The organism is Streptomyces melanogenes, assembly GCF_014649795.1.
Classification (GTDB): domain Bacteria; phylum Actinomycetota; class Actinomycetes; order Streptomycetales; family Streptomycetaceae; genus Streptomyces; species Streptomyces noboritoensis.
In genome coordinates, this window is the sequence record NZ_BMTS01000013.1 from 59,103 (window position 1) to 78,336 (window position 19,234).

Consider the following 19,234-nt stretch of genomic DNA (forward strand, 5'->3'; position numbering starts at 1 on the left):
GTGCGGGACGGCCGCGCCGCCCACGGAGGGCACCCCTCCGACGGCGGCGCGCCGATGACTCACCGGCAGATCATGGAGGCGCTGTCCGGGCTGCTGCTCGGCATGTTCGTCGCCATCCTGTCCTCGACGATCGTCTCCAACGCCCTGCCGCAGATCATCGGCGACCTGGGCGGCGGCCAGTCCGCGTACACCTGGGTGGTCACGGCCTCGCTGCTGGCGATGACCGCGACCACGCCGCTGTGGGGCAAGCTCTCCGACCTGTTCAGCAAGAAGCTGCTGGTCCAGATAGCCCTGGTGATCTACGTCAGCGGTTCGGTGATAGCCGGGCTCTCCCAGAACGCGGGCATGCTGATCGCCTGCCGCGTCGTCCAGGGCATCGGCGTCGGCGGCCTCTCGGCGCTCGCCCAGATCATCATGGCCGCGATGATCGCGCCGCGTGAGCGCGGCCGGTACAGCGGCTACCTCGGTGCCACGTTCGCGGTCGCGACGGTCGGCGGCCCGCTGCTCGGCGGCGTGATCACGGACACGGACTGGCTGGGCTGGCGCTGGTGCTTCTACGTGGGCGTCCCGTTCGCGGTGATCGCGCTCATCGTCCTGCAGAAGACCCTGAAGCTCCCGGTCGTGAAGCGCGAGGTGAAGGTCGACTGGGCGGGCGCGTTCTTCATCAGCGCGGCGGTGTCGCTGCTGCTGGTGTGGGTGACGTTCGCGGGCGACAAGTACGACTGGATCTCCTGGCAGACGGCGGCGATGGTCGGCGGCTCGGTGCTGCTGGGCGCGGTCTTCGTGTACGTGGAGTCGAAGGCGGCCGAGCCGATCATCCCGCTGCGGCTGTTCCGCAACCGCACGATCACGCTCGCCTCGCTGGCGTCGCTCTTCGTGGGCGTGGCGATGTTCTCCGGAACGGTGTTCTTCAGCCAGTACTTCCAGCTGGCGCGCGGCGAGTCCCCGACGATGTCCGGCGTCCTGACGATCCCGATGATCGGCGGCCTGTTCATCGCCTCCACGGTCTCCGGCCAGGTCATCACCAAGACCGGCCGCTGGAAGGCGTGGCTGGTGAGCGGTGGCGTCCTGGTCACGGCGGGTCTCGCGCTGCTCGGCACGATGCGGTACGACACGGCGTACTGGCAGCTCGCGATCTACATGGCGCTGATGGGCCTCGGCATCGGCATGATGATGCAGAACCTGGTGCTCTGCACGCAGAACCAGGTCTCGGCGGCCGACCTCGGCTCGGCGTCGTCCGTGGTGACGTTCTTCCGTTCGCTGGGCGGCGCGGTGGGCGTGTCCGCGCTGGGCGCGGTGATGGCGAACCGGGTCACGCACTACGTCAAGGACGGCCTGGCCGACCTCGGCCCGCAGGCGGCGGGCCTGGGCGCGGGCGGCGGCGGCATCCCCGACCTGGACAAGCTCCCGGCGCCGCTGCGCACGGTGATGGAGAGCGCGTACGGCCACGGCGTGGCCGACGTCTTCCTCTACGCGGCCCCGTGCGCCCTGCTCGCCTTCTTCGTGACGCTGTTCATCAAGGAGGTAGCGCTGAAGTCGTCGCGAACCTCTGAGACGCCGAAGGCGCTGAAGGCGGCGAACTAACCAGACTCGGGTGCCCCAAGCGGAGGCACCCGAAAGGGGCGGCAGGCAGGGGACGGCCTGCCGCCCCGCTTTTTGCCCGGGGTTCGTCTGCGGGTGAGTGGTGGGCTGGTCGCGCAGTTCCCCGCGCCCCTAGACGCGCCCCTCCGGGCCGCCCAGTCGCCGAGTTCGAGGCGAAGGCCCACTCCCGCGGAGCCACCCACACGACGTTTCGCCACCTCACCGAGTCCCTGAACCTCAACGGCACCCAGCGCGACGAGTTGCGCCAACTCCTGATCAGCAGCCGCCCGGAGCAGTACTCGGCGCCTCTGTGGCGGCTGCTGTCGGGGCCTGAGTAAGCAAGTCCGCCACACCTGCGATCCAGGTGCCCTACGGTGTCCGTCACGCGGAGCAGCCGAGGGGGACCTTAAGCATGCAGCAGCCGCCACAAAGACCGCCGCGTCCAGATGAAGTGCTTGCTTTCCACAACGGGGACACGCTGGAGAACATCCCTGTCATCCGTGACACTCCGCGTCCGCGATTCCCCTGGATGGCCATGGTGGCCGGAACAGCCGTCTCCGCCATCATCGGCGCCTGCGTGGCCGTCCTCCTGCGCCAGCCGACGGTGCCCGACCCTGTGGCCGGTCCAGAAGCACGCCCGGATGCAGCCCACAGCGCTCCAGGACCTGAGCGGGCGAAGACCGCCGTCGCCCCTCCCACCACAGCGCGGTCTCACTCGGCCGCCAGAGAGCCGTCTTGCCTACCGGTGACGTACAAGACCCCCGACGGTCCCACCGCCTGCAAATCGAAGGCTGATATCTGCGTCACGGGCGCACCTTGGCATCTGGCCGACATCGACGGGGTGTGCGGGGGCCGAGCACCGCTCCAGGCCATTCACGTCATCTCGCAGCCGCCCACCGGCGGCGACCCCGGCTCCAGCTACTGCCTCGCGTGGACGGGCAGCGACGACGGCACCGGAAGGGACGCCGCTCTCCTCATGAACGCACCTGGCTACCAATGTGGCGCCAGCCTGGTGGGCGCAAACGGTCAGGCAATCCAGATGGATGGAACTTCCATTTTCAGCGACAGCCCCCAGGACTGCACGGGGTCGTACCCGGACACCAGGCTGACCTACCCGGCCGTCCTCGACTTCCCGAGCAATGGGGGAGTTCAACCTCCCGAGTACGTCTGTGTCGTGGCACGGACGGGCGCCTGAGGGGGCCCGGCCCCCACCCGGAGGCCGCGCGGCGGAGCCGCAAATGTCAACAGGGGGAAGGGGCGGGGTGGGGGCTCAAACCCCCCGTCAAACCGCCCGCTTCGCCTCAATCCCCGCAATCAAAATATCCAACGCAAACACAAAATCCCGCTCCCGCATCTCCTCCACCGTGTCCCCGCCCCGCGCCTCCATCAGTTCCTCCGCGAGGTCCATCGCCTCGTGGAAGCCGGGGCGTTCGCGGAGGGCGCCCATGGCCTGGGCGAAGTACTCGTCCTGGGTGACGCCGGCCTCCGCGCAGCGGGCGACGAAGTGGCCCTCGATCGTGCCGAAGCCGTAGACGAACTGGAAGACCGCGGAGAGGCCGCCGGTCACGCCGTGGGCGGGCAGGCCGGAGCGGCTGAGGATCTTCTGGGCGGCGGCCGCGAACTCCATCGAGTTCGGGCCGATGTTGAGGTAGCGGCCGACCAGCGGCGACACCCAGGGGTGGCGGACCATGACCGAGCGGTAGCTGACGGCGAGTTCGCGCAGCTGGTCCCGCCAGTCCGCGTCCGCCCCGGCGCCCTCCACGTCCGGCACCCGCAGCTCCCCGAACACCGAGTCCAGGGCGAGTTCCAGGAGGTCGTCCTTGGTGTCCACGTACCAGTACAGCGACATCGCCGTGACCCCGAGCTCGCCCGCCAGGCGGCGCATGGAGAACTTCGCCGGGCCCTCCGCGTCCAGCAGGCGCACCGACTCCGCGATGATCCTGTCCCGGTCGAGGGAGCTCGCGGACGCCGGCTGGTCGCTCCGGCGGGCGCGGCCCGCCGGTTTGCCGCTCTCCAGCCACACGCTGGTACGCGTCGGATTCTTCGCGCGGTCGGCTGCCGACACCATGGCGTGCCCTCCTCGTGGGTCGTCGGACTGTCTGTACGTATACGTATGACAGTCGTACGGCGTTTCCTGCGGCGGTAGTCGAAGTGGGGCGGCACGGCAGGCACGGCACAGCGGAATGCTGCCGTCCGCCCCGTAGATGCTATGCCGCCGGCACAGGCTCCACCGTCGTGTCGGCACGCTCCGCCCGGGCCAGCAGCGCCGCCGCGAGCAGGCCTCCCGCCAGCACCGCCACCGCCCCGACCAGCTGACTGGTCTCCAGGCCGGAGGCGAACGCGTCCGAGATCCGGGAGCGCTCGGAGTCGTCGCCCGCGGCCGCCAGCGCCGCCGGGAGCGAGGCCGCGCCCACCACGGACGGGACCAGCGCCGCGAAGCGCGAGTTGAGGACCGCGCCGAGCACGGCCACGCCGAGCCCGTTGCCGAACTCCGCCAGCGTGCCGTTGACGCCCGCGCCCACGCCCGCCTTCTCCGGCGGGATCGCGCTCATCAGGGTGTTGGCCATGGCCGGCATCGAGACGGCGATGCCCGCGCCCATCACCACGAGACCGAGCAGCATCCCGCTGTAGTGCTCGCCGCCGAGCAGCGCGATCGCCGCGAGCCCGGTGGCGTTCGCCGCCATGCCCACCGCGATCGTCTTCGGCGTGCCCAGCTTGGGCAGCAGCCGCGCGCCCACGCCCGCCACGTTCAGCACGATCACGCTCAGCGCCAGCGGCGCGATCCGCAGCCCCGCCTCCAACGGCCCGTATCCGAGCACGAACTGGAGGTGCTGGGTCAGCAGGAACAGCGAGCCGCCCATGCCGAAGGCGACCAGGATCGAGCCCGCGACCGCGCCCGTGAACTTCTGGTTCCGGAAGAAGTGCATGTCCAGCATCGGGTACGGGATGGACAGCTCCCAGCGGGCGAACGCGGCCAGGAAGGCCAGGCCCACCGCGGCCGAGACCAGCACGTGCGCCGACGTCCAGCCGTGGCCCGGGCCCGAGATGATCGCGTACACCACTCCGGTCATACCGACCGTGGAGAGCAGCGCGCCGAGCAGGTCCGGCCGGTCGCCCAGCGGGTTCTTCGACTCGGGGACCAGGACGAGCACGGCCACCAGGCCGAGCGCCGCGACCGGGATGTTGATCAGGAAGATCGAGCCCCACCAGAAGTGGTCGAGCATCAGACCGCCGATCAGCGGCCCGGCGGCGAAGCCGAGGGAGTTGACCGTGGCCCACAGCCCGATCGCCTTCACCCGCTCCTCGTTGTCGAATATCTGCACGACGACGGCGAGCGTGGTGGTCATCAGGAGCGCGCCGCCGACGCCCATCCCGGCGCGCGCGGCGATCAACTGCCCGGCGCTCTGGGAGAGTCCGGCCGCCAGCGAGCCGATGCCGAACAGCGCGAGCCCGGCCGCCAGCATCTTCTTGCGGCCGTAGCGGTCGGACGCGCTGCCCGCGGTGAGCAGCAGTCCGGACTGGACGAGCGAGTACGCGTTGATCATCCACTGGATGTCCGCCGACGAGGCGTCGATCGACGTGGTCAGGGAGGGGATCGCGACGTTCAGCACGGTGTTGTCGAGCAGCACGGTGAGCTGGGCCAGGCAGATGACACCCAGGATCAGCCAGCGCTGCGGGTGTCCTGTGGGGGTGGCCGATGTGTCGGCGGCCGTGGCCGTCATGCGGGCTCCTTGAGGAGTTGTACAGCGTATGGGGACGTTGTCGTACACCGTAAAGGAGCGCCTTGTACGGTGTAAAGCCTATTTCCCCGGCGCATACGGAAGGGCGGTGGTCCGGGTGCGTTCCCGGACCACCGCCCCAGTGACGGCCGCTACTTGGCGGCTACTTGGCGGGAGCCGTCAGGTCGTAGAAGGTGGCGCTGCCGACGGTCACCTTGGTGAAGGTGGCCTCGACCCAGGTGGCGATCGAGGTGCCGCCGCGCTGGCTGCCCATCATGCCGCCGCCTCCGCCACCGCCCCCGCCTCCCGCGATGAAGTAGTGGATCTTCCCTTCGGCCACGTACTCCTTGAACTGCGCGAGCGTCGGCGACGGGTCGCTGCCGTTGAAGCCGCCGATCGCCATCACCGGCTTCTCGGTGGCCAGTTGGTAGCTGGCCGCGTTCTGCGAGCCGACGGCCGCCGCGACCCAGGTGAACCGGTCGCCATCCGTCTTGAGCAGGGACTTCGCCCGGGCGCTCACCTGGGCGCCGTTGAGCAGCCCGCCCATGCCGCCGGGTCCGCCGCGCTCGCCGCCCATGCCGCCAGGGAACTGCCCGCCGTCGGGAAGCTGGGACGGCAGCCCGTTCCGCCCGCTCTGCGGGGCGCCGCCGGGCGGAATCATCCCGCCCTGAGGTCCCTGACCCGCCTGCGCGGGCCGCCCGCCCGGAGCCGCGAACTCACCGCCCGGACCGCCCCGCATCCGCCCCCCGCCCGGCCCGCCGCCCATGGACGCGCCCGCCGGACCCGCCGTGACGATCGAGCCCGTGTGCCCGGTCTGGAGCGTGCTCACCGTGTACGCGAACGGCCCGGCCAGCGACGCCACGAGCCCCACCCCGGCCGCGCCGAGGGCGAGGCGCCGGTCGAGCCGTCCCGCGAGCGCGAGCCCGGCCGCCGCCGCCAGACCGCCGAGCACCACCGCCCACCGCAGCCACGGCAGATAGTCGGGCGTGCGGCCGAGCAGCACGTACGACCACCAGGCCGTCAACGCCACCGACGCGCCCAGCGTCGCGGCCGCCGCGAGCCGGGTCCGCTCCTCCCACAGCACGGTCGCGCCCATGCCGACCAGCGCGGCGATGTAGGGGGCGAGGGCGACCGTGTAGTACTGGTGGAAGATCCCCGCCATGAAGCTGAAGATCCCGGCGGCCATCAGCAGCGCCCCGCCCCAGGCCAGGAACGCCGCCCGGGCCGTGTCGGTGCGCTTGCCCCGCCAGGTGACCACCAGGCCGGCGACCAGCAGCAGCAGCGCGGCGGGCAGCAGCCAGGAGATCTGGCTGCCCACCTCGGCGCCGAACATCCGGTCCAGGCCCGTCGTGCCCCAGCCGCCGCCTCCCCGGCCGCCGCCACCGCCCACGCTGCCGGTCTCGTCGCCGTTGATCCGGCCGAGGCCGTTGTAGCCGAAGGTCAGCTCCAGGAAGGAGTTGTTCTGCGAGCCGCCGATGTACGGGCGCGAGGACGCGGGCCACAGCTCCACGACCGCCACCCACCAGCCGCCCGAGACCACCGTCGCGAGCCCGGACAGGGCGAGCTGGCCGAGGCGCTTGCGTACGGTCGTGGGCGCGCACACCGCGTACAGCACGGCCAGCGGCGGCAGGATCAGGAACGCCTGGAGGGTCTTCGTCAGGAACGCGATGCCGACGGCGACGCCCGCCCACACCAGCCACTTCGTCCGCGCGCCCTCCAGCGCGCGCAGCACGCAGTAGACGGTCACGGTCATCAGCAGGGCGAGCAGCGCGTCCGGGTTGTTGAAGCGGAACATCAGCGCGGCGACCGGGGTGAGCGCGAGCACCGCGCCCGCTATCAGACCCGCCGCCGGGCTGAACCGGCGCCGCACCGCCGCGTACAGCACCGCCACCGTGCCGATGCCCATCAGCACCTCGGGCAGCAGGATCTGCCAGGAGCCGAGGCCGAAGAGCCGTACCGACAGCGCCATCGGCCACAGCGCGGCCGGGGGCTTGTCGACGGTGATGGCGTTGGCGGAGTCCAGCGAGCCGAAGAACATCGCCTTCCAGCTCTCGCCGCCCGCCTGGACGGCCGCCGAGTAGAAGGAGTTGGCGTACCCGGAAGCGCTGAGGTTCCAGAGGTACGTGAGGAGGGTGAGCAGGAGGAGGCCGAGGAAGGCGGGGCGCACCCAGACCGGGTCGGTGGTGCGGCCGCGCCACAGGCGGCCCGCGGCGACCCCCTGGTGAGCGCCGCCTTCGTGGGGGCGGGCCGGGTACGAGGTCGTGGTCATCGGGGGGCGTCCTTCGGGTGGGAGGTCGACGTGGTGGCGCGGTCCGGGAAGACCCAGGCGCGGAAGAGCAGGAAGCGCAGCACGGTGGCCGCCAGGTTGGCCGCCACCAGGACCGCCACCTCGGTGGAGTGCGAGGGGTCGCCGTTCGCGGCGCCCAGGGCCGCCAGCGAGCCGCTGGTGAGGGCGAGCCCGATCGCGAACACGACGAGCCCCTGCGCCTGGTGGCGCATCGCGCGGTCCCGTCCCCGTACGCCGAAGGTGAGCCTCCGGTTCGCCGCGGTGTTGGCGACGGCGGACACCAGCAGGGCGGCGGCGTTGGCCACTTGGGGCCCGGTGCCGGTCCGGAAGAGGGAGTAGAGGCCGAGGTAGAAGAGGGTGGAGAGCGCGCCGATCACGCAGAAGCCGACGAGCTGGCGGGCGAGGCCGCCCGGTACGCCGCTGATCGCCCGGTCGCGCGGGTCGTCGCCGAACGGGCGCGCGAGCCGGTCCAGGGGGAGCGCGCCGACCGCGAGGGCGCGCCCGACCCGCCACACGCCCTTGAGGTCGTCGGTCGCCGTCCGCACGAGGTGGACGGTCGAGTCCGGGTCGTCGACCCAGTCCACCGGCACCTCGTGGATGCGCAGCCCGGCCCGCTCGGCGAGCACGAGCAGCTCGGTGTCGAAGAACCAGCCGGTGTCCTCGACCATCGGCAGCAGCCGCTCGGCCACGTCCCGGCGTATCGCCTTGAACCCGCACTGGGCGTCCGAGAAGCGCGCCGCGAGCGACGACTTGAGGATCAGGTTGTACGCGCGGGAGATGAACTCGCGCTTGGGCCCGCGCACCACGCGCGAGGCCCGGCTGAGCCGGGAGCCGATCGCGAGGTCGGAGTGGCCGGAGATCAGCGGGGCGACCAGCGGGAGCAGCGCGTTCAGATCGGTCGAGAGGTCGACGTCCATGTACGCGAGCACGGGCGCGTCCGAGGCCGACCACACGGTCCGCAGCGCCCGCCCGCGCCCCTTCTGCTCCAGCCGGACGTGGCGCACACCCGCGATCTCGCGGGCCAGGCGCGCCGCGACCTCGGGCGTACGGTCGGTGGAGGCGTTGTCGGCGACGGTGATCCGGAACGCGTACGGGAAGGTGCGTGCGAGGTGCTCGCTGAGCCGGCGCACGCACGGCTCCAGGTCCCGCTCCTCGTTGTAGACGGGGACCACCACGTCGAGTACGGGCCCGCCCGCCGCACCGACGGGCAGGTGCTCCCGTGCCGGCAGGGTGCCCAAGGAGATGTCGGTTCGCATGCCACCGACCCTCGCGAGGGCCGCTGTCACACCTGTGTGGTGCGACTGTGGTCAGGCTGTGAGTGGTGGGGGAGCGCGGGCCGGGCCGGGGCCGTCGCGGGCAGGTGGACGCCGAAGACCGTGCTGCCCGGGGCCGAGCGGACCGTGACGCCGCCGCCGTGCGCGGAGACGACCGCGTGCACGATGGCGAGCCCGAGCCCGGTCGAGCCGTGCGCCCGGGAGCGGGAGGCGTCGCCGCGCGCGAACCGCTCGAAGACGTGCGGCAGCAGGTCGGGCGGGATTCCCGGGCCGTCGTCCTCGACTTCGAGCACGGCCCACGCGCCCCGGCGCGCCACGCGCGCGGTGACGGTGGTGCCGGGGGGCGTGTGGGTGCGGGCGTTGCCGAGGAGGTTGACGAGGACCTGGTGGAGGCGGGAGGGGTCGCCGTGCACGGTGACGGGGTCGTCGGCCAGTCCGTCGGGCAGTTCGAGGCGCCAGACCTGCCCCTGCCCGGCCGCCCGCGCGTCGCTCACCGCGTCCACGACCAACGGCGACAGATCAGTGCTCTCGTACGAGAGCGGGCGTCCGGCGTCGAGCCGTGCGAGCAGCAGCAGATCCTCCACCAGGCCGGTCATCCGCTGGGCCTCCGCCTCGACGCGCCCGAGCGCGTGGCGGGTCGCGGGCCCGACCTCCTCGGTGCCGCGCCGGGTGAGCTCGGCGTACCCGCGAATGGAGGCGAGCGGGGTGCGCAGCTCATGGCTGGCGTCGGCGACGAACTGCCGTACGCGCGTCTCGCTCTCCTGCCGCGCGGCCAGCGCGGAACCGACGTGCCCCAGCATCCGGTTGAGCGCCGCGCCGACCTGTCCGACCTCGGTGCGCGGGTCGGCCTCGGCGTCCGGGACGCGCTCGTGCAGGGCCACCTCGCCGCTGTGGAGCGGCAGTTCGGAGACCCGGGTGGCCGTCGCGGCGACCCGGCGCAACGGGCGGAGCGCCACGCCGACGATGGCGGCGCCCGCGATCCCTGCGGCGACCAGACCTGCGGCCGTCACCCACACGATGACGAGCACCAGCTTGTCGACGGTCGACTCGACGTCCTTGAGCGGGAATCCGACCAGGGCCGAACCGTCCATCGCCCACTGCGCCCGGTACGAGCCGAGGCCCGGCACCGACACGGTGTGGATGTGCCCGTCCTTGGGCACCGCCGCCAGCGCGGCGGTCTGGTCGGCGGTGAGGGGCTGCTGGTTGCCCCGGGGCGACGAGCCGGGCTCGCCCCGGACGCTGGTGGCCCCGGCGGCGGGCCGCCCGTCGGGGCCGGTGCGCAGCCCGACCGTGCCGAACGGCTGGCCGGGCGCGGAGACGAAGTCCGTGGAGAGGTCGGCGGGCCCGAGGTGGCGGGTGCGCTCGACGGCGGGCCGCAGCGAGTCGTCCAGCTGCCGCTGGAGGTTGGAGCGCATCCCGATGACCGTGACCGTGCCGATCACGGCCGCGACGACCGCGATCAGCGCGACGGCCGAGACGACGAGCCGGGTCCGCAGCGTCCACCGGCGCGGCCGCCTCGGCGTGCGCCGGGGACGCATACGGCTCACTCGCCGGGCTTGATGAGGTACCCGGCCCCGCGCCGGGTGTGGATCATCGGCGACCGGCCCGCGTCGATCTTCCGCCGCAGATACGAGATGTACAGCTCCACGACGTTGGCCTGGCCGCCGAAGTCGTACGACCAGACCCGGTCGAGGATCTGCGCCTTGCTGAGCACCCGGCGCGGGTTGCGCATCAGATAGCGCAGCAGCTCGAACTCGGTGGCGGTGAGGTGGATGTTCACCCCGTCCCGGGTCACGTCGTGGCTGTCCTCGTCGAGCGTGAGGTCGCCGACGACGAGCAGCGACTCGCTGCGGACGGTCGCGCTGCCGGAGCGGCGGATCAGCCCGCGCAGCCGGGCCACGACCTCTTCGAGCGAGAACGGCTTGGTGACGTAGTCGTCGCCGCCGGCGGTGAGCCCCGCGATCCGGTCCTCGACCGCGTCCTTGGCGGTGAGGAACAGCACGGGCACGTCCGGCAGTTCACGGCGCAGCCGCCCCAGCACCGCGAGCCCGTCCATGTCGGGCAGCATGATGTCGAGGATGACCGCGTCGGGGCGGAACTCCCGGGCGGCCCGCACCGCACCGGCCCCGTCCCCGGCGCTGCGCACCTCCCACCCCTCGTAACGCAGCGCCATGGACAGCAGCTCGCTGAGCGCCGCCTCGTCGTCCACGACGAGCACCCGGACGGCGGTCCCGTCCGGCCTCAGCAATTCGGTACGCCCCTGCGGGGAGGTGGTGGTCATGCCCACCACCCTGTGAGCGCCCCCTGAGAACGTCCTTGCGCGTTCCTGTGAATTTCCTGAGAAAGGGCGGTGCCCCGCTCAGCGGCCGGAGCCCGGAAGGCCGTCCGGGAGGCCCAAGAGCCGGGCGCCGTTGCCGTGGCAGACGCCCCGCAGCCAGTCGTCGCCGAGCCCGAGCCGTTCGAGCGCTTCGAGCTGGTGGAGGTAGCCGTACGGGATGTTGGGGAAGTCCGACCCGAGCAGCACCCGGTCGCCGAGGTCGCGCAGCCGGGGCAGCGCGTCCTTCGGGAAGGGCGCGAACCGCTCGCTGAAGTCGGTGAACGCCATGGTCGTATCGAGCATGACCCCCTCGTACGCGTCGGCGAGCGCCATGAAGTCGACGTACTCCGGCATCCCCAGGTGCGCCACGATCAGCCGCAGCCGGGGGTGCCGGGCCAGGAGGCGCCCGATGGGCTCGGGCCCGGTGTGCTTGCCGGGCGCGGGCCCGGAGCCGCAGTGGACGACGACGGGCACGGCGGCCTCGGCGAGCGCGCCCCACACGGCGTCCAGGAGGGGGTCGTTGGGGTCGTAACCCCCCACCTGGACGTGCGCCTTGAAGACCCGCGCCCCGGCGTCGAGCGCCTCCCCGACGTACGCGCCCGCGCCCTCCTCCGGGAAGAAGGTGGCGGTGTGCAGACAGCCGGGGGTGCGGCGCGCGAAGTCGACGGCCCACCCGTTGAGCCACCGCGCCATGTCCGCCTTGTGCGGGTACAGCATCGCGGTGAAGGCGGTCACGCCGAACTCGGCGAGCAGCTCGATGCGCCGCTCCTCCTCCTCGCGGTACGCGATGGGCCACTCCACTCCGGTGAGCGGCCCGGCCGAGTCGAAGTACGCCCAGACCTTCTTCAGGACGCGGTCGGGCATGAAGTGCGTGTGCACGTCGACGAGCCCGGGCAGCCCGAGGCGGGCCCAGAAGGCCCGCACGAGCTCGGCCTCAGCGGTCGACACTGCCCTGGCCGCCCTTGCTCTGGCCGTCCTTGTCCTGGCCGTCCTTGTCGGCCGCGCGCTGGAAGCTGTAGCTCCGCTCGACCTTGGCGACGTGGACGCTGTAGCTCTCGTACCACTCGGCGCGGCCGCGCTTCTGCGCGCTCTGGTGCTCCAGGCGGGAGCGCCAGGCGGCGATGGCGTCCTCGTCGCGGAAGTACCCGACGGTGATGCCGAGGCCGCCCGGGGTGCGGGCGCTCTCGTATCCGAGGTAGCCCGGTATCTCCTCGACGAGCTGCTTCATGAGGTCGGCGGTCTCGCCGTACCCCCGGTCGCCTTCGGTGCGCAGGGAGGTGAACACGACGGCGTAGTAAGGCGGTTCAATACCGGCCACAAGGTGATCGCTCATGCGCCCCACCCTCCGCTGTCATCGGTGAACGTGTCCATACCCCTTACTCGAAGGGATCCAAAGGGGATCCAAGTCTTGACCAAAGGGATCCCCGGAGGGTTCCGAGGGCCTCCCTTTCGGGTTCAGAAGAGCTGATCCTGCACGTCAGGAGGCCGCAGTGCCCGCACGGGCACGGTGCTCCCCCCGCCGGCGGGCGCGGCCCCGAGCCCCCACCCGCTCATGAGCCGCGTGTCCAGGACCACGACGCGCCCCTCCGCCTCCAGATGCAGATCGGGCCCGGCGGCGGCGAGAACGCGCCCGCCGACGACCCCGTCGGGCGCCAGCTCGCGCACCACCCCGTGCGCGGGCACGAGCCCGTCGAGCCCGAACAGCCGCCCGTGGTCGACGACCCGGCACGCCACGGCCTCCAAGGACTCGGGCCACCCGCCGAGCCTGACGGACCGCGCGTGCATGTCCCGTATCTCGTCGGCGCGCGCATCGGGTCCGGGAAGCGTGGCCCGCACGACCCTCTTCTGCTCGTACGAGACGCGGTCGGGCACCCCCAGCGCGGCCCGCAGCAGCTCCTCGCACCGCCGGGCGGCCATCAGCGGCCCGCGCCCCAGCCAGGAGAAGCAGACGGCCCCCTGCTCCCTCAGCCGCGCGCCCTCGCGCTCCTCGGCGGTGATCCCGACCTTGACGAGCCCCGGCCCGAACCACGCCAGATAGACGCGATAGACCCGGGGGTCGTCGGGCACCCCGTCGGCGGCGACGGAATGCACCCGATCGAGCCGGGCGCACTCACCGCACCGCGCCTGAGCACTCCCCCGCGCCACGACCACGTCCCCGGGGCAGGCGTTCCCCCGCGCCCCCACGCATCTCCGCTCCCCCACGACCCGGAACCCGACGTCACCCCCGAAGCCGATCCGGCTGACCCGCCGCTCCCCGCGTTCCCCCACCCACACCAGCCCAGGTCCGTCCTCCCCCCACCGAACCCCACCACTGCGCCACACCCCAGCCATGTCTACGACGGTAGCGGGGGCCACTGACAACGGGCCGGGGCCGGACATACGAGAAAGGCCCCCCGGATCTCTCCGGGGGGCCTTTCGGCTGTGCACTCGGCAGGATTCGAACCTGCAACCTTCTGATCCGTAGTCAGATGCTCTATCCGTTAAGCTACGAGTGCTTGTTGCGTTGCTTCCCGGTTTTTTTCTTCCCGGTCGGCGTTGCGGGAACAACATTACATGACCTGCGCCGTGACGCGAAATCCATTGCCCACACCCCTCCTGACCTGCGAAAACGCCCCTGCGGGGGCTGGGACGGGGGAGAGGGGCCGACGAGCGCGATGTGCCCGTAACAGGGGAAATGTGACCGGGGTCACCGGATCGGCGCCCTAGGGCCCACCCATGAGGGACCCATGAGGGCCGCACCCGCCCGGAAACGGCCGAAGCCCCGGCCGTGGGGCCGGGGCTTCGGGTTCAGCTGGCGGAGGCGGAGGGATTTGAACCCTCGATGGGCTTTAAGACCCAAACCGCATTAGCAGTGCGGCGCCATAGACCGGACTAGGCGACGCCTCCAGCACAACCCCCCGCGTGCGCGAGTGGTGCGTGCAGATGATGACACAGCCTTGCTCCGCGTCACCAATCGCACCCCACGGTACTAGGCAGGTGGGGGCCAGGGCAAAGCGTTAGGCGACCCATGATTCGCGGGCTCCTGGGGCGGCCCCCGAGCCCGTGCGCAACGCCCGGCGCCCCCGCGCGTTAGGCAGGGCGAAACCGTTCACCCCGGTGGGGCCGGACCCACCTCGTCCACCCCGTGGAGCCCCGCATGCTGCGTCGCCTCGTCGTCACCGCGCTCGCCACCACCGCCACGGCCGCGCTCGCCGCCTCGCCCACGGCCTTAGCCGCCCCCCTGCCGCTGCCCTCGCTCCCCCTCCTCGACAGCGGCGGCGGCAACCGCGACCACCTCACGGTCACCGTCGCGCACAACGGCGAGACCGACGGCACGTACGAGCTGGAGTGCCACCCGGCGGGCGGCAACCACCCGCAGATCCTCCAGGCGTGCGACCGGCTCGACAAGCTCACCACCTGGGGCAAGGACCCGTTCGCGCCCGTCTCGTCGAGGGCCACGTGCACGATGATCTACGGCGGCGACTCCACCGCCCGCGTCACCGGCACCTGGGCCGGCCGGCCCGTCGACGCCACGTACAACCGGCACGACGGCTGCGAGATGGCGCGGTGGGACGCGTTCGTGCCGGTCCTCCCCGGAGCCCGGTGAGTGTCCGGTGAAGGTTCGGTGAGGGCTGGGACGGCCACGCGGTGAGCGCGCCGACGGGGCGCCCGAAGCACGCGGCCCCGGCAGGGGCGCCGGGTGCGCCCCACCCCGTCGGCGCAATCTCCCGGCATACGCCGTGGTCACAGAACATTGGTGAGAGCTCCCCCTCATCCGCCGCCGCTCGCACATCCCCTGCCTTTAGACTCCCTCCCAGTGACAGGCCGCAAGGTGCAGTGGTTCAGGGAGGAAGCGTCGTCGTGAGCAGCAGGCCATCCCGAGGCGCTGCTCGCCTCGCAGCCATACTTGACGCCCTTCCGGACGGGCTGGTGCTCGTCAACTGCAACGGCACGGTCGTCAACGCGAACACCATCGCCCTGGAGATGTTCGAGTCCCCGGGGACCGGGCTCGTGGGGCGGGGCGTGCTCGACCTGCTGCCCTCCTTCGACTCCAAGCTCATCCCCGGCTCGATGCGCCGCCCCGACACCGAGGACGAGCAGGGCCGCACCAAGCCGACCCGGATGGTGGCCCGGCGCACCGACGGCAGCGAGTTCCCCGTCGAGGTGACCAGCGCCAACCTGGAGGACGGCCGCGACGCGTACGCCTCGCCGTCCTCCTCCTACGGAAGCGGCGCCGCGCACTACTCCGGCGACGAACTCCTCATGATCGTCGTCCGTGACCTCTCCGGAACCGTCGACACCGAGGCCGAGCTGGCCCGTTCGCAGCGGCAGACCGAGATGATCCTGCGCGCGGCGGCGGAGGGCGTCGTCGGCACCGACACCGAGGGCCGCGTCGTCCTGGTCAACCCGGCCGCCGCACAGATCCTCGGCTACCGCGCCAGCGACCTCGGCGGCCAGGAGCTGCACCCGCTGGTGCTGCACTCGCGCGCCGACGGCGAGGCGTTCCCGTACGAGGAGAGCCCGCTCGCCGACACGCTGAAGTCCGGCCGCAAGCACCGCGTGCGCGGTCAGACGCTGTGGACGAAGAGCGGCGCGGGCGTGCCCGTCGACCTGACGACCGCGCCGGTACGGGACGGGGACCTGCTGGTCGGCGCGGTGATGACGTTCACCGACCGCCGCCCGTACGAGGAGCAGGCCAAGAAGCACGCGGAGGTCCTGGAGCGCGAGACCTCCCGCTACGACGCGCTGTCCGCGCGCCACCAGCAGCTGCTCTCGGTGCTCGGCGGCTCGCTGCGCGGACCGCTGGACGAGCTGCGCCGCGAGCTGTCCACGCTGGCGGCGGACGACGCGGGCCAGCTGTGGCCCGAGGCCAACCAGGTCCTGCACCATCTGGCCGCCGGATACGCCCGGATGACCACCCTCGTCGACAACGTCCTCGCCTTCCAGCGGCTCGACTCCGGTACGGAGGAGCTGAAGAAGGCGAAGGTGCTGGTCGGGACCGTGGTCGCGGCGGGCGTCGAGGGCGCCGTCGACCTGATCGGGCCCGGCCGGGCCCAGTTCGCCGTCCACGCGCCCCCGATCGAGGCCGAGATCGACCCCGCGCGGCTCTCCACGGCCCTCGCCCACCTGGTGGCGGACGTCGCGGGCGTCGACGCCACGGGCAACGCGCCGGTCGCCGCCGGCGGCTACATGGACTCCACGGTCGTCGTCGCGGCGGCGGTGCGCGGCGAGGTCGTCCGCATCGAGGTGCGCGGGCCGTACGCCGGGGGCGACCCGGTCCACAAGCCCATCGTCCAGGGCATCGTGCGCGCCCACGGCGGTGTCCTCCAGACGGTCGAGGTGCCGGGCATGAGCGGCAGCGCGTACGTCCTGGAGGTGCCGCTGGGGGAGGGTGCGGGCTCGGTTCCGGAGCCCGCCGCGGCCGAGATCGCCGTGGTTCCCCCCCAGCAGCCGACCGGCTCGGGGCGCCGCCGCGCCCGGCGGGCCTCCACGGACGCGTTCCTGGAGAGCCCCGTCGAGGAGGAGAAGTCCCCGACCGGCCGCCGCCGGGCCCGCGCCCAGGAGGACCAGCCCATCGACCCGTCCGCCGCGTCCCCGGCGGCCCTTGAGCGCATCCCCGCCCAGCAGTCGGGCGGGAGCGAGGGCGGCGACGCGGGTTCCGGTGGGAGATCCAGCGGGAGTTCCGGCGGCATTTCCCGTACGGGGCAGGGCGGCCCGGGTTCCGGAGGAGTGCCCGGCGCCGGTCCGTCCGGCGGTGGGCCGCACGGCGATTCGGGCGGTACGCCCGGGGGCTCCCCCGGCGGCCACCCCTTCGGCCCCGGCGGCCCGTCCGGCGGGACCCCCAACGGCCCGGCCACCGGTATGCCGGGCGCCGAGGGCTCCACGGGCGGCGCGCACCCCTACGCCCCCGGCGCCGGGCCCGCAGGCCCCATCGGCGGTCCCGGAGACGGGACTTCGGGCGGCCCGGGTGCCGGGCCGTCCGGCAGCACCGGCGACTCTTCCGGCACCGGGCGGCGGCGCGGGCGGCCCAGCCCGGCCGAGGACGCCGCCGCGCCCTCCGAGGGCTCGGTCGTCACCGCCGCCGAGAGCGCCCGCCAGCCCGGCGCCGGACGGCCGGCCGCGCTGAGCGAGACCGTTCCGCCCCAGGGCATGGCGGCCGACCCGGCCGCCCCCTCGGGCCGCCGCGCCCGCCGCGCCCTGCCCGCCACCAGCGGCGAAGCCCCCACCGGTGACGTACGCACCGCCGACGCGGAGTCCGGCGGCCGTCGGGCCCGCAGGGCTCTGGCGCCCGCCCCGGAGGCCGAGGAGGGAGCCGTACGCACCGCGTTCGCGCTCCCGCCCGCCGAGGCCGACCGCCCGGCCAGGCCCGAGGGCTTCCCCGCCAACGGCCCTTCAGGCGGCCCGACTTCCGGCCCCGCTTCCGGCCCGGCCGACGCCGAGAGGCCCCCGGCGAACGGGCCCGGCCGACCCCTCGGGCTCCCCGGAGCGGCGCCCGGCCAGGGCACCGGCATCCCCGTGGACCCGAACCGCCCCGGCGTCCCCGACCCCCACCAGCCCCTCCCGGCCCCTTCGGCCCCGGCCCACCGCCCCCTGGCGAACGGCCCCGGCCAGAGCGCCAACCCCGCCGCCCCGGCCCACCGCCCCCTGGCGAACGGGCCCGCGCAGGCCGGTCAGCCCCGCCCGGCCGCCGGTCGCGGGCGCCACGACGCCGTACGCAACGAGGCCGCCGACGAGCACACCCCGCCGCAGCCGCACCCCGTGGAGCAGCCGCCCGCGTGGGCGGTGGGCGGCGCGGTTCCGGCGAACGGGCCGGAGACGTCGGGCGGCGCCGTACCGCAGACCGCCCGCCAGCCGCTGCCCGCCGAGGCGGCCCCCGCGCCCGACGACGCCTCCCAGGGCCGTTCGATCAGCGTGCGCACGCTCGGCCAGGGCGTGCCCTTCACCCAGCAGACCGCCGGTCCGTCCGGCTCGGGGCGGCGCCGCAAGCTCGGCACGCCCTCCGAGGGCGACCGCCCGGCCGGGACCACCGACGCCGAGCGCCCCGGCCCGTCCCCCACGTCGCTGCTCTCGCCCCCCTCGGAGGGCCAGGGGCGCGCGTACGCCATAGGAGCGCCCGACGAGGGCGCCGAGGGGCCCGAGCCGCTGGACGGGCCCGGAGGCGCCGTCGAGGTCGCCAACCGCCCGCACCCGCAGCCCGTCGACGACGAACTGCCGCCGGAGCCGCTCGACAACCCGCGCCGGCTGCTCGTCTGGCCCGCGCCCGACGTCTCCACCTCGCAGGCGCTGAGCGACCGCGGCTACCGGCCGGTGGTCGTGCACTCCCGCGAGGAGGTCGACGCCCAGATCGCGGCGTTCCCCGCCGCGCTCTTCGTCGACCCGCTGACCGGGCCGATCACCCGTACCGCGCTCCAGTCGCTGCGCCAGGCCGCCGTCGCCGCCGAGGTGCCGGTGCTGGTGACGGCCGGGCTCGGCCAGGCGACGCGGGAGGCGGCGTACGGCGCCGACCCCGCCGTCCTCCTCAAGGCCCTCGCGCCCCGCGACAGCGAGCAGCACCCGCCGCGGGTCCTGCTGATCGAGGAGCACGAGGAGATCGCCCTCGCGCTGACGGCCACCCTGGAGCGGCGCGGTATGCAGGTGGCTCGCGCCGCCACCGACACCGAGGCCGTGACGCTGGCGGGCCAGATGCGGCCGAACCTGGTCGTGATGGATCTGATGCAGGTACGCCGCCGCCGCGCCGGGATCGTCGACTGGCTGCGCGCGAACGGGCAGTTGAACCACACCCCGCTCGTCGTCTACACCTCGGCGGGCCTCAACCAGCCGGAGCTCCCGAAGCTGTCGGCGGGGGAGACGGTGCTGTTCCTGGCCGAACGCTCGACCAGCACCGAGGTCCAGGGCCGGATCGTCGACCTGCTGGCGAAGATCGGCACGAACTGAGCGACGCCTCGGCCATGGCCAACGAGGAGTGGGCTGGGGTGTGTTTCACGTGAAACACACCCCAGCCCACTCTGTCGGCCACGTTTCACGTGAAACGTGGCCAACGCCGCCTCACCGGGACCGCCGCCTCAACAGGCCACGC

The 19,234-nt window shown here is 73.1% G+C and carries 12 protein-coding genes, 2 tRNA genes and 1 pseudogene; 4 read left to right on the forward strand and 11 right to left on the reverse strand.

The annotated features are described in order from the left end of the window. Positions 1–54: 54 nt before the first annotated feature. Together IE252_RS26405 and IE252_RS26410 are read left to right on the forward strand one after the other, a co-directional pair. Positions 55–1,539, forward strand: a pseudogene (locus tag IE252_RS26405) (MDR family MFS transporter); the annotation flags it as partial. Between the two features lie 787 nt (positions 1,540–2,326). Continuing rightward, positions 2,327–2,776: a hypothetical protein gene (locus IE252_RS26410; protein ID WP_190091962.1), complete on the forward strand. Its 450-nt coding sequence runs from the start codon at positions 2,327–2,329 to the stop codon at positions 2,774–2,776. A gap of 87 nt (positions 2,777–2,863) precedes the next feature. Here IE252_RS26410 and IE252_RS26415 read toward each other — a convergent pair whose 3' ends face one another. From IE252_RS26415 to IE252_RS26465, 11 genes are all read right to left on the reverse strand, one after another. Continuing rightward, positions 2,864–3,649, reverse strand: a complete 786-nt coding sequence (locus IE252_RS26415; RefSeq protein WP_190091963.1) for a TetR/AcrR family transcriptional regulator — start codon at positions 3,647–3,649, stop codon at positions 2,864–2,866. Positions 3,650–3,788: 139 nt separating this feature from the next. Then, complete coding sequence (locus IE252_RS26420; protein ID WP_190091964.1) at positions 3,789–5,303, reverse strand: MFS transporter; 1,515 nt, start codon at positions 5,301–5,303, stop codon at positions 3,789–3,791. 160 nt (positions 5,304–5,463) lie between these two features. Then, complete coding sequence (locus IE252_RS26425; RefSeq protein WP_190091965.1) at positions 5,464–7,569, reverse strand: ArnT family glycosyltransferase; 2,106 nt, start codon at positions 7,567–7,569, stop codon at positions 5,464–5,466. After that, complete coding sequence (locus IE252_RS26430) at positions 7,566–8,843, reverse strand: bifunctional glycosyltransferase family 2/GtrA family protein (RefSeq protein WP_190091966.1); 1,278 nt, start codon at positions 8,841–8,843, stop codon at positions 7,566–7,568. The genes IE252_RS26425 and IE252_RS26430 overlap by 4 nt, the downstream gene beginning before the upstream one ends. Positions 8,844–8,869: 26 nt before the next feature. After that, complete coding sequence (locus IE252_RS26435) at positions 8,870–10,399, reverse strand: sensor histidine kinase (protein WP_190092147.1); 1,530 nt, start codon at positions 10,397–10,399, stop codon at positions 8,870–8,872. A 5-nt stretch (positions 10,400–10,404) separates the two neighbouring features. Further along, positions 10,405–11,142: a response regulator transcription factor gene (locus IE252_RS26440; RefSeq protein WP_190091967.1), complete on the reverse strand. Its 738-nt coding sequence runs from the start codon at positions 11,140–11,142 to the stop codon at positions 10,405–10,407. 78 nt (positions 11,143–11,220) lie between these two features. After that, positions 11,221–12,126 (reverse strand): amidohydrolase family protein, encoded by a 906-nt coding sequence (locus IE252_RS26445; RefSeq protein ID WP_190091968.1) that lies wholly within the window; start codon positions 12,124–12,126, stop codon positions 11,221–11,223. Beyond that, entirely contained in the window at positions 12,113–12,511 is a 399-nt protein-coding gene (locus IE252_RS26450) for an antibiotic biosynthesis monooxygenase family protein (RefSeq protein ID WP_190091969.1), read from the reverse strand. The genes IE252_RS26445 and IE252_RS26450 overlap by 14 nt, the downstream gene beginning before the upstream one ends. Before the next feature lie 122 nt (positions 12,512–12,633). Beyond that, entirely contained in the window at positions 12,634–13,557 is a 924-nt protein-coding gene (locus IE252_RS26455; protein WP_308434559.1) for a DUF2797 domain-containing protein, read from the reverse strand. Between the two features lie 43 nt (positions 13,558–13,600). After that, positions 13,601–13,673 (reverse strand) — tRNA-Arg (locus tag IE252_RS26460). Between the two features lie 297 nt (positions 13,674–13,970). Then, positions 13,971–14,064, reverse strand: a tRNA-Ser gene (locus IE252_RS26465). 250 nt (positions 14,065–14,314) lie between these two features. Between IE252_RS26465 and IE252_RS26470 the strand changes: the two genes are divergently transcribed. Next, entirely contained in the window at positions 14,315–14,764 is a 450-nt protein-coding gene (locus IE252_RS26470) for an SSI family serine proteinase inhibitor (RefSeq protein ID WP_190091971.1), read from the forward strand. Between the two features lie 254 nt (positions 14,765–15,018). Continuing rightward, on the forward strand, positions 15,019–19,092 hold the full coding sequence (locus IE252_RS26475) for a PAS domain S-box protein (protein WP_190091972.1): 4,074 nt from the start codon (positions 15,019–15,021) through the stop codon (positions 19,090–19,092). The last annotated feature ends 142 nt before the right edge of the window (positions 19,093–19,234 follow it).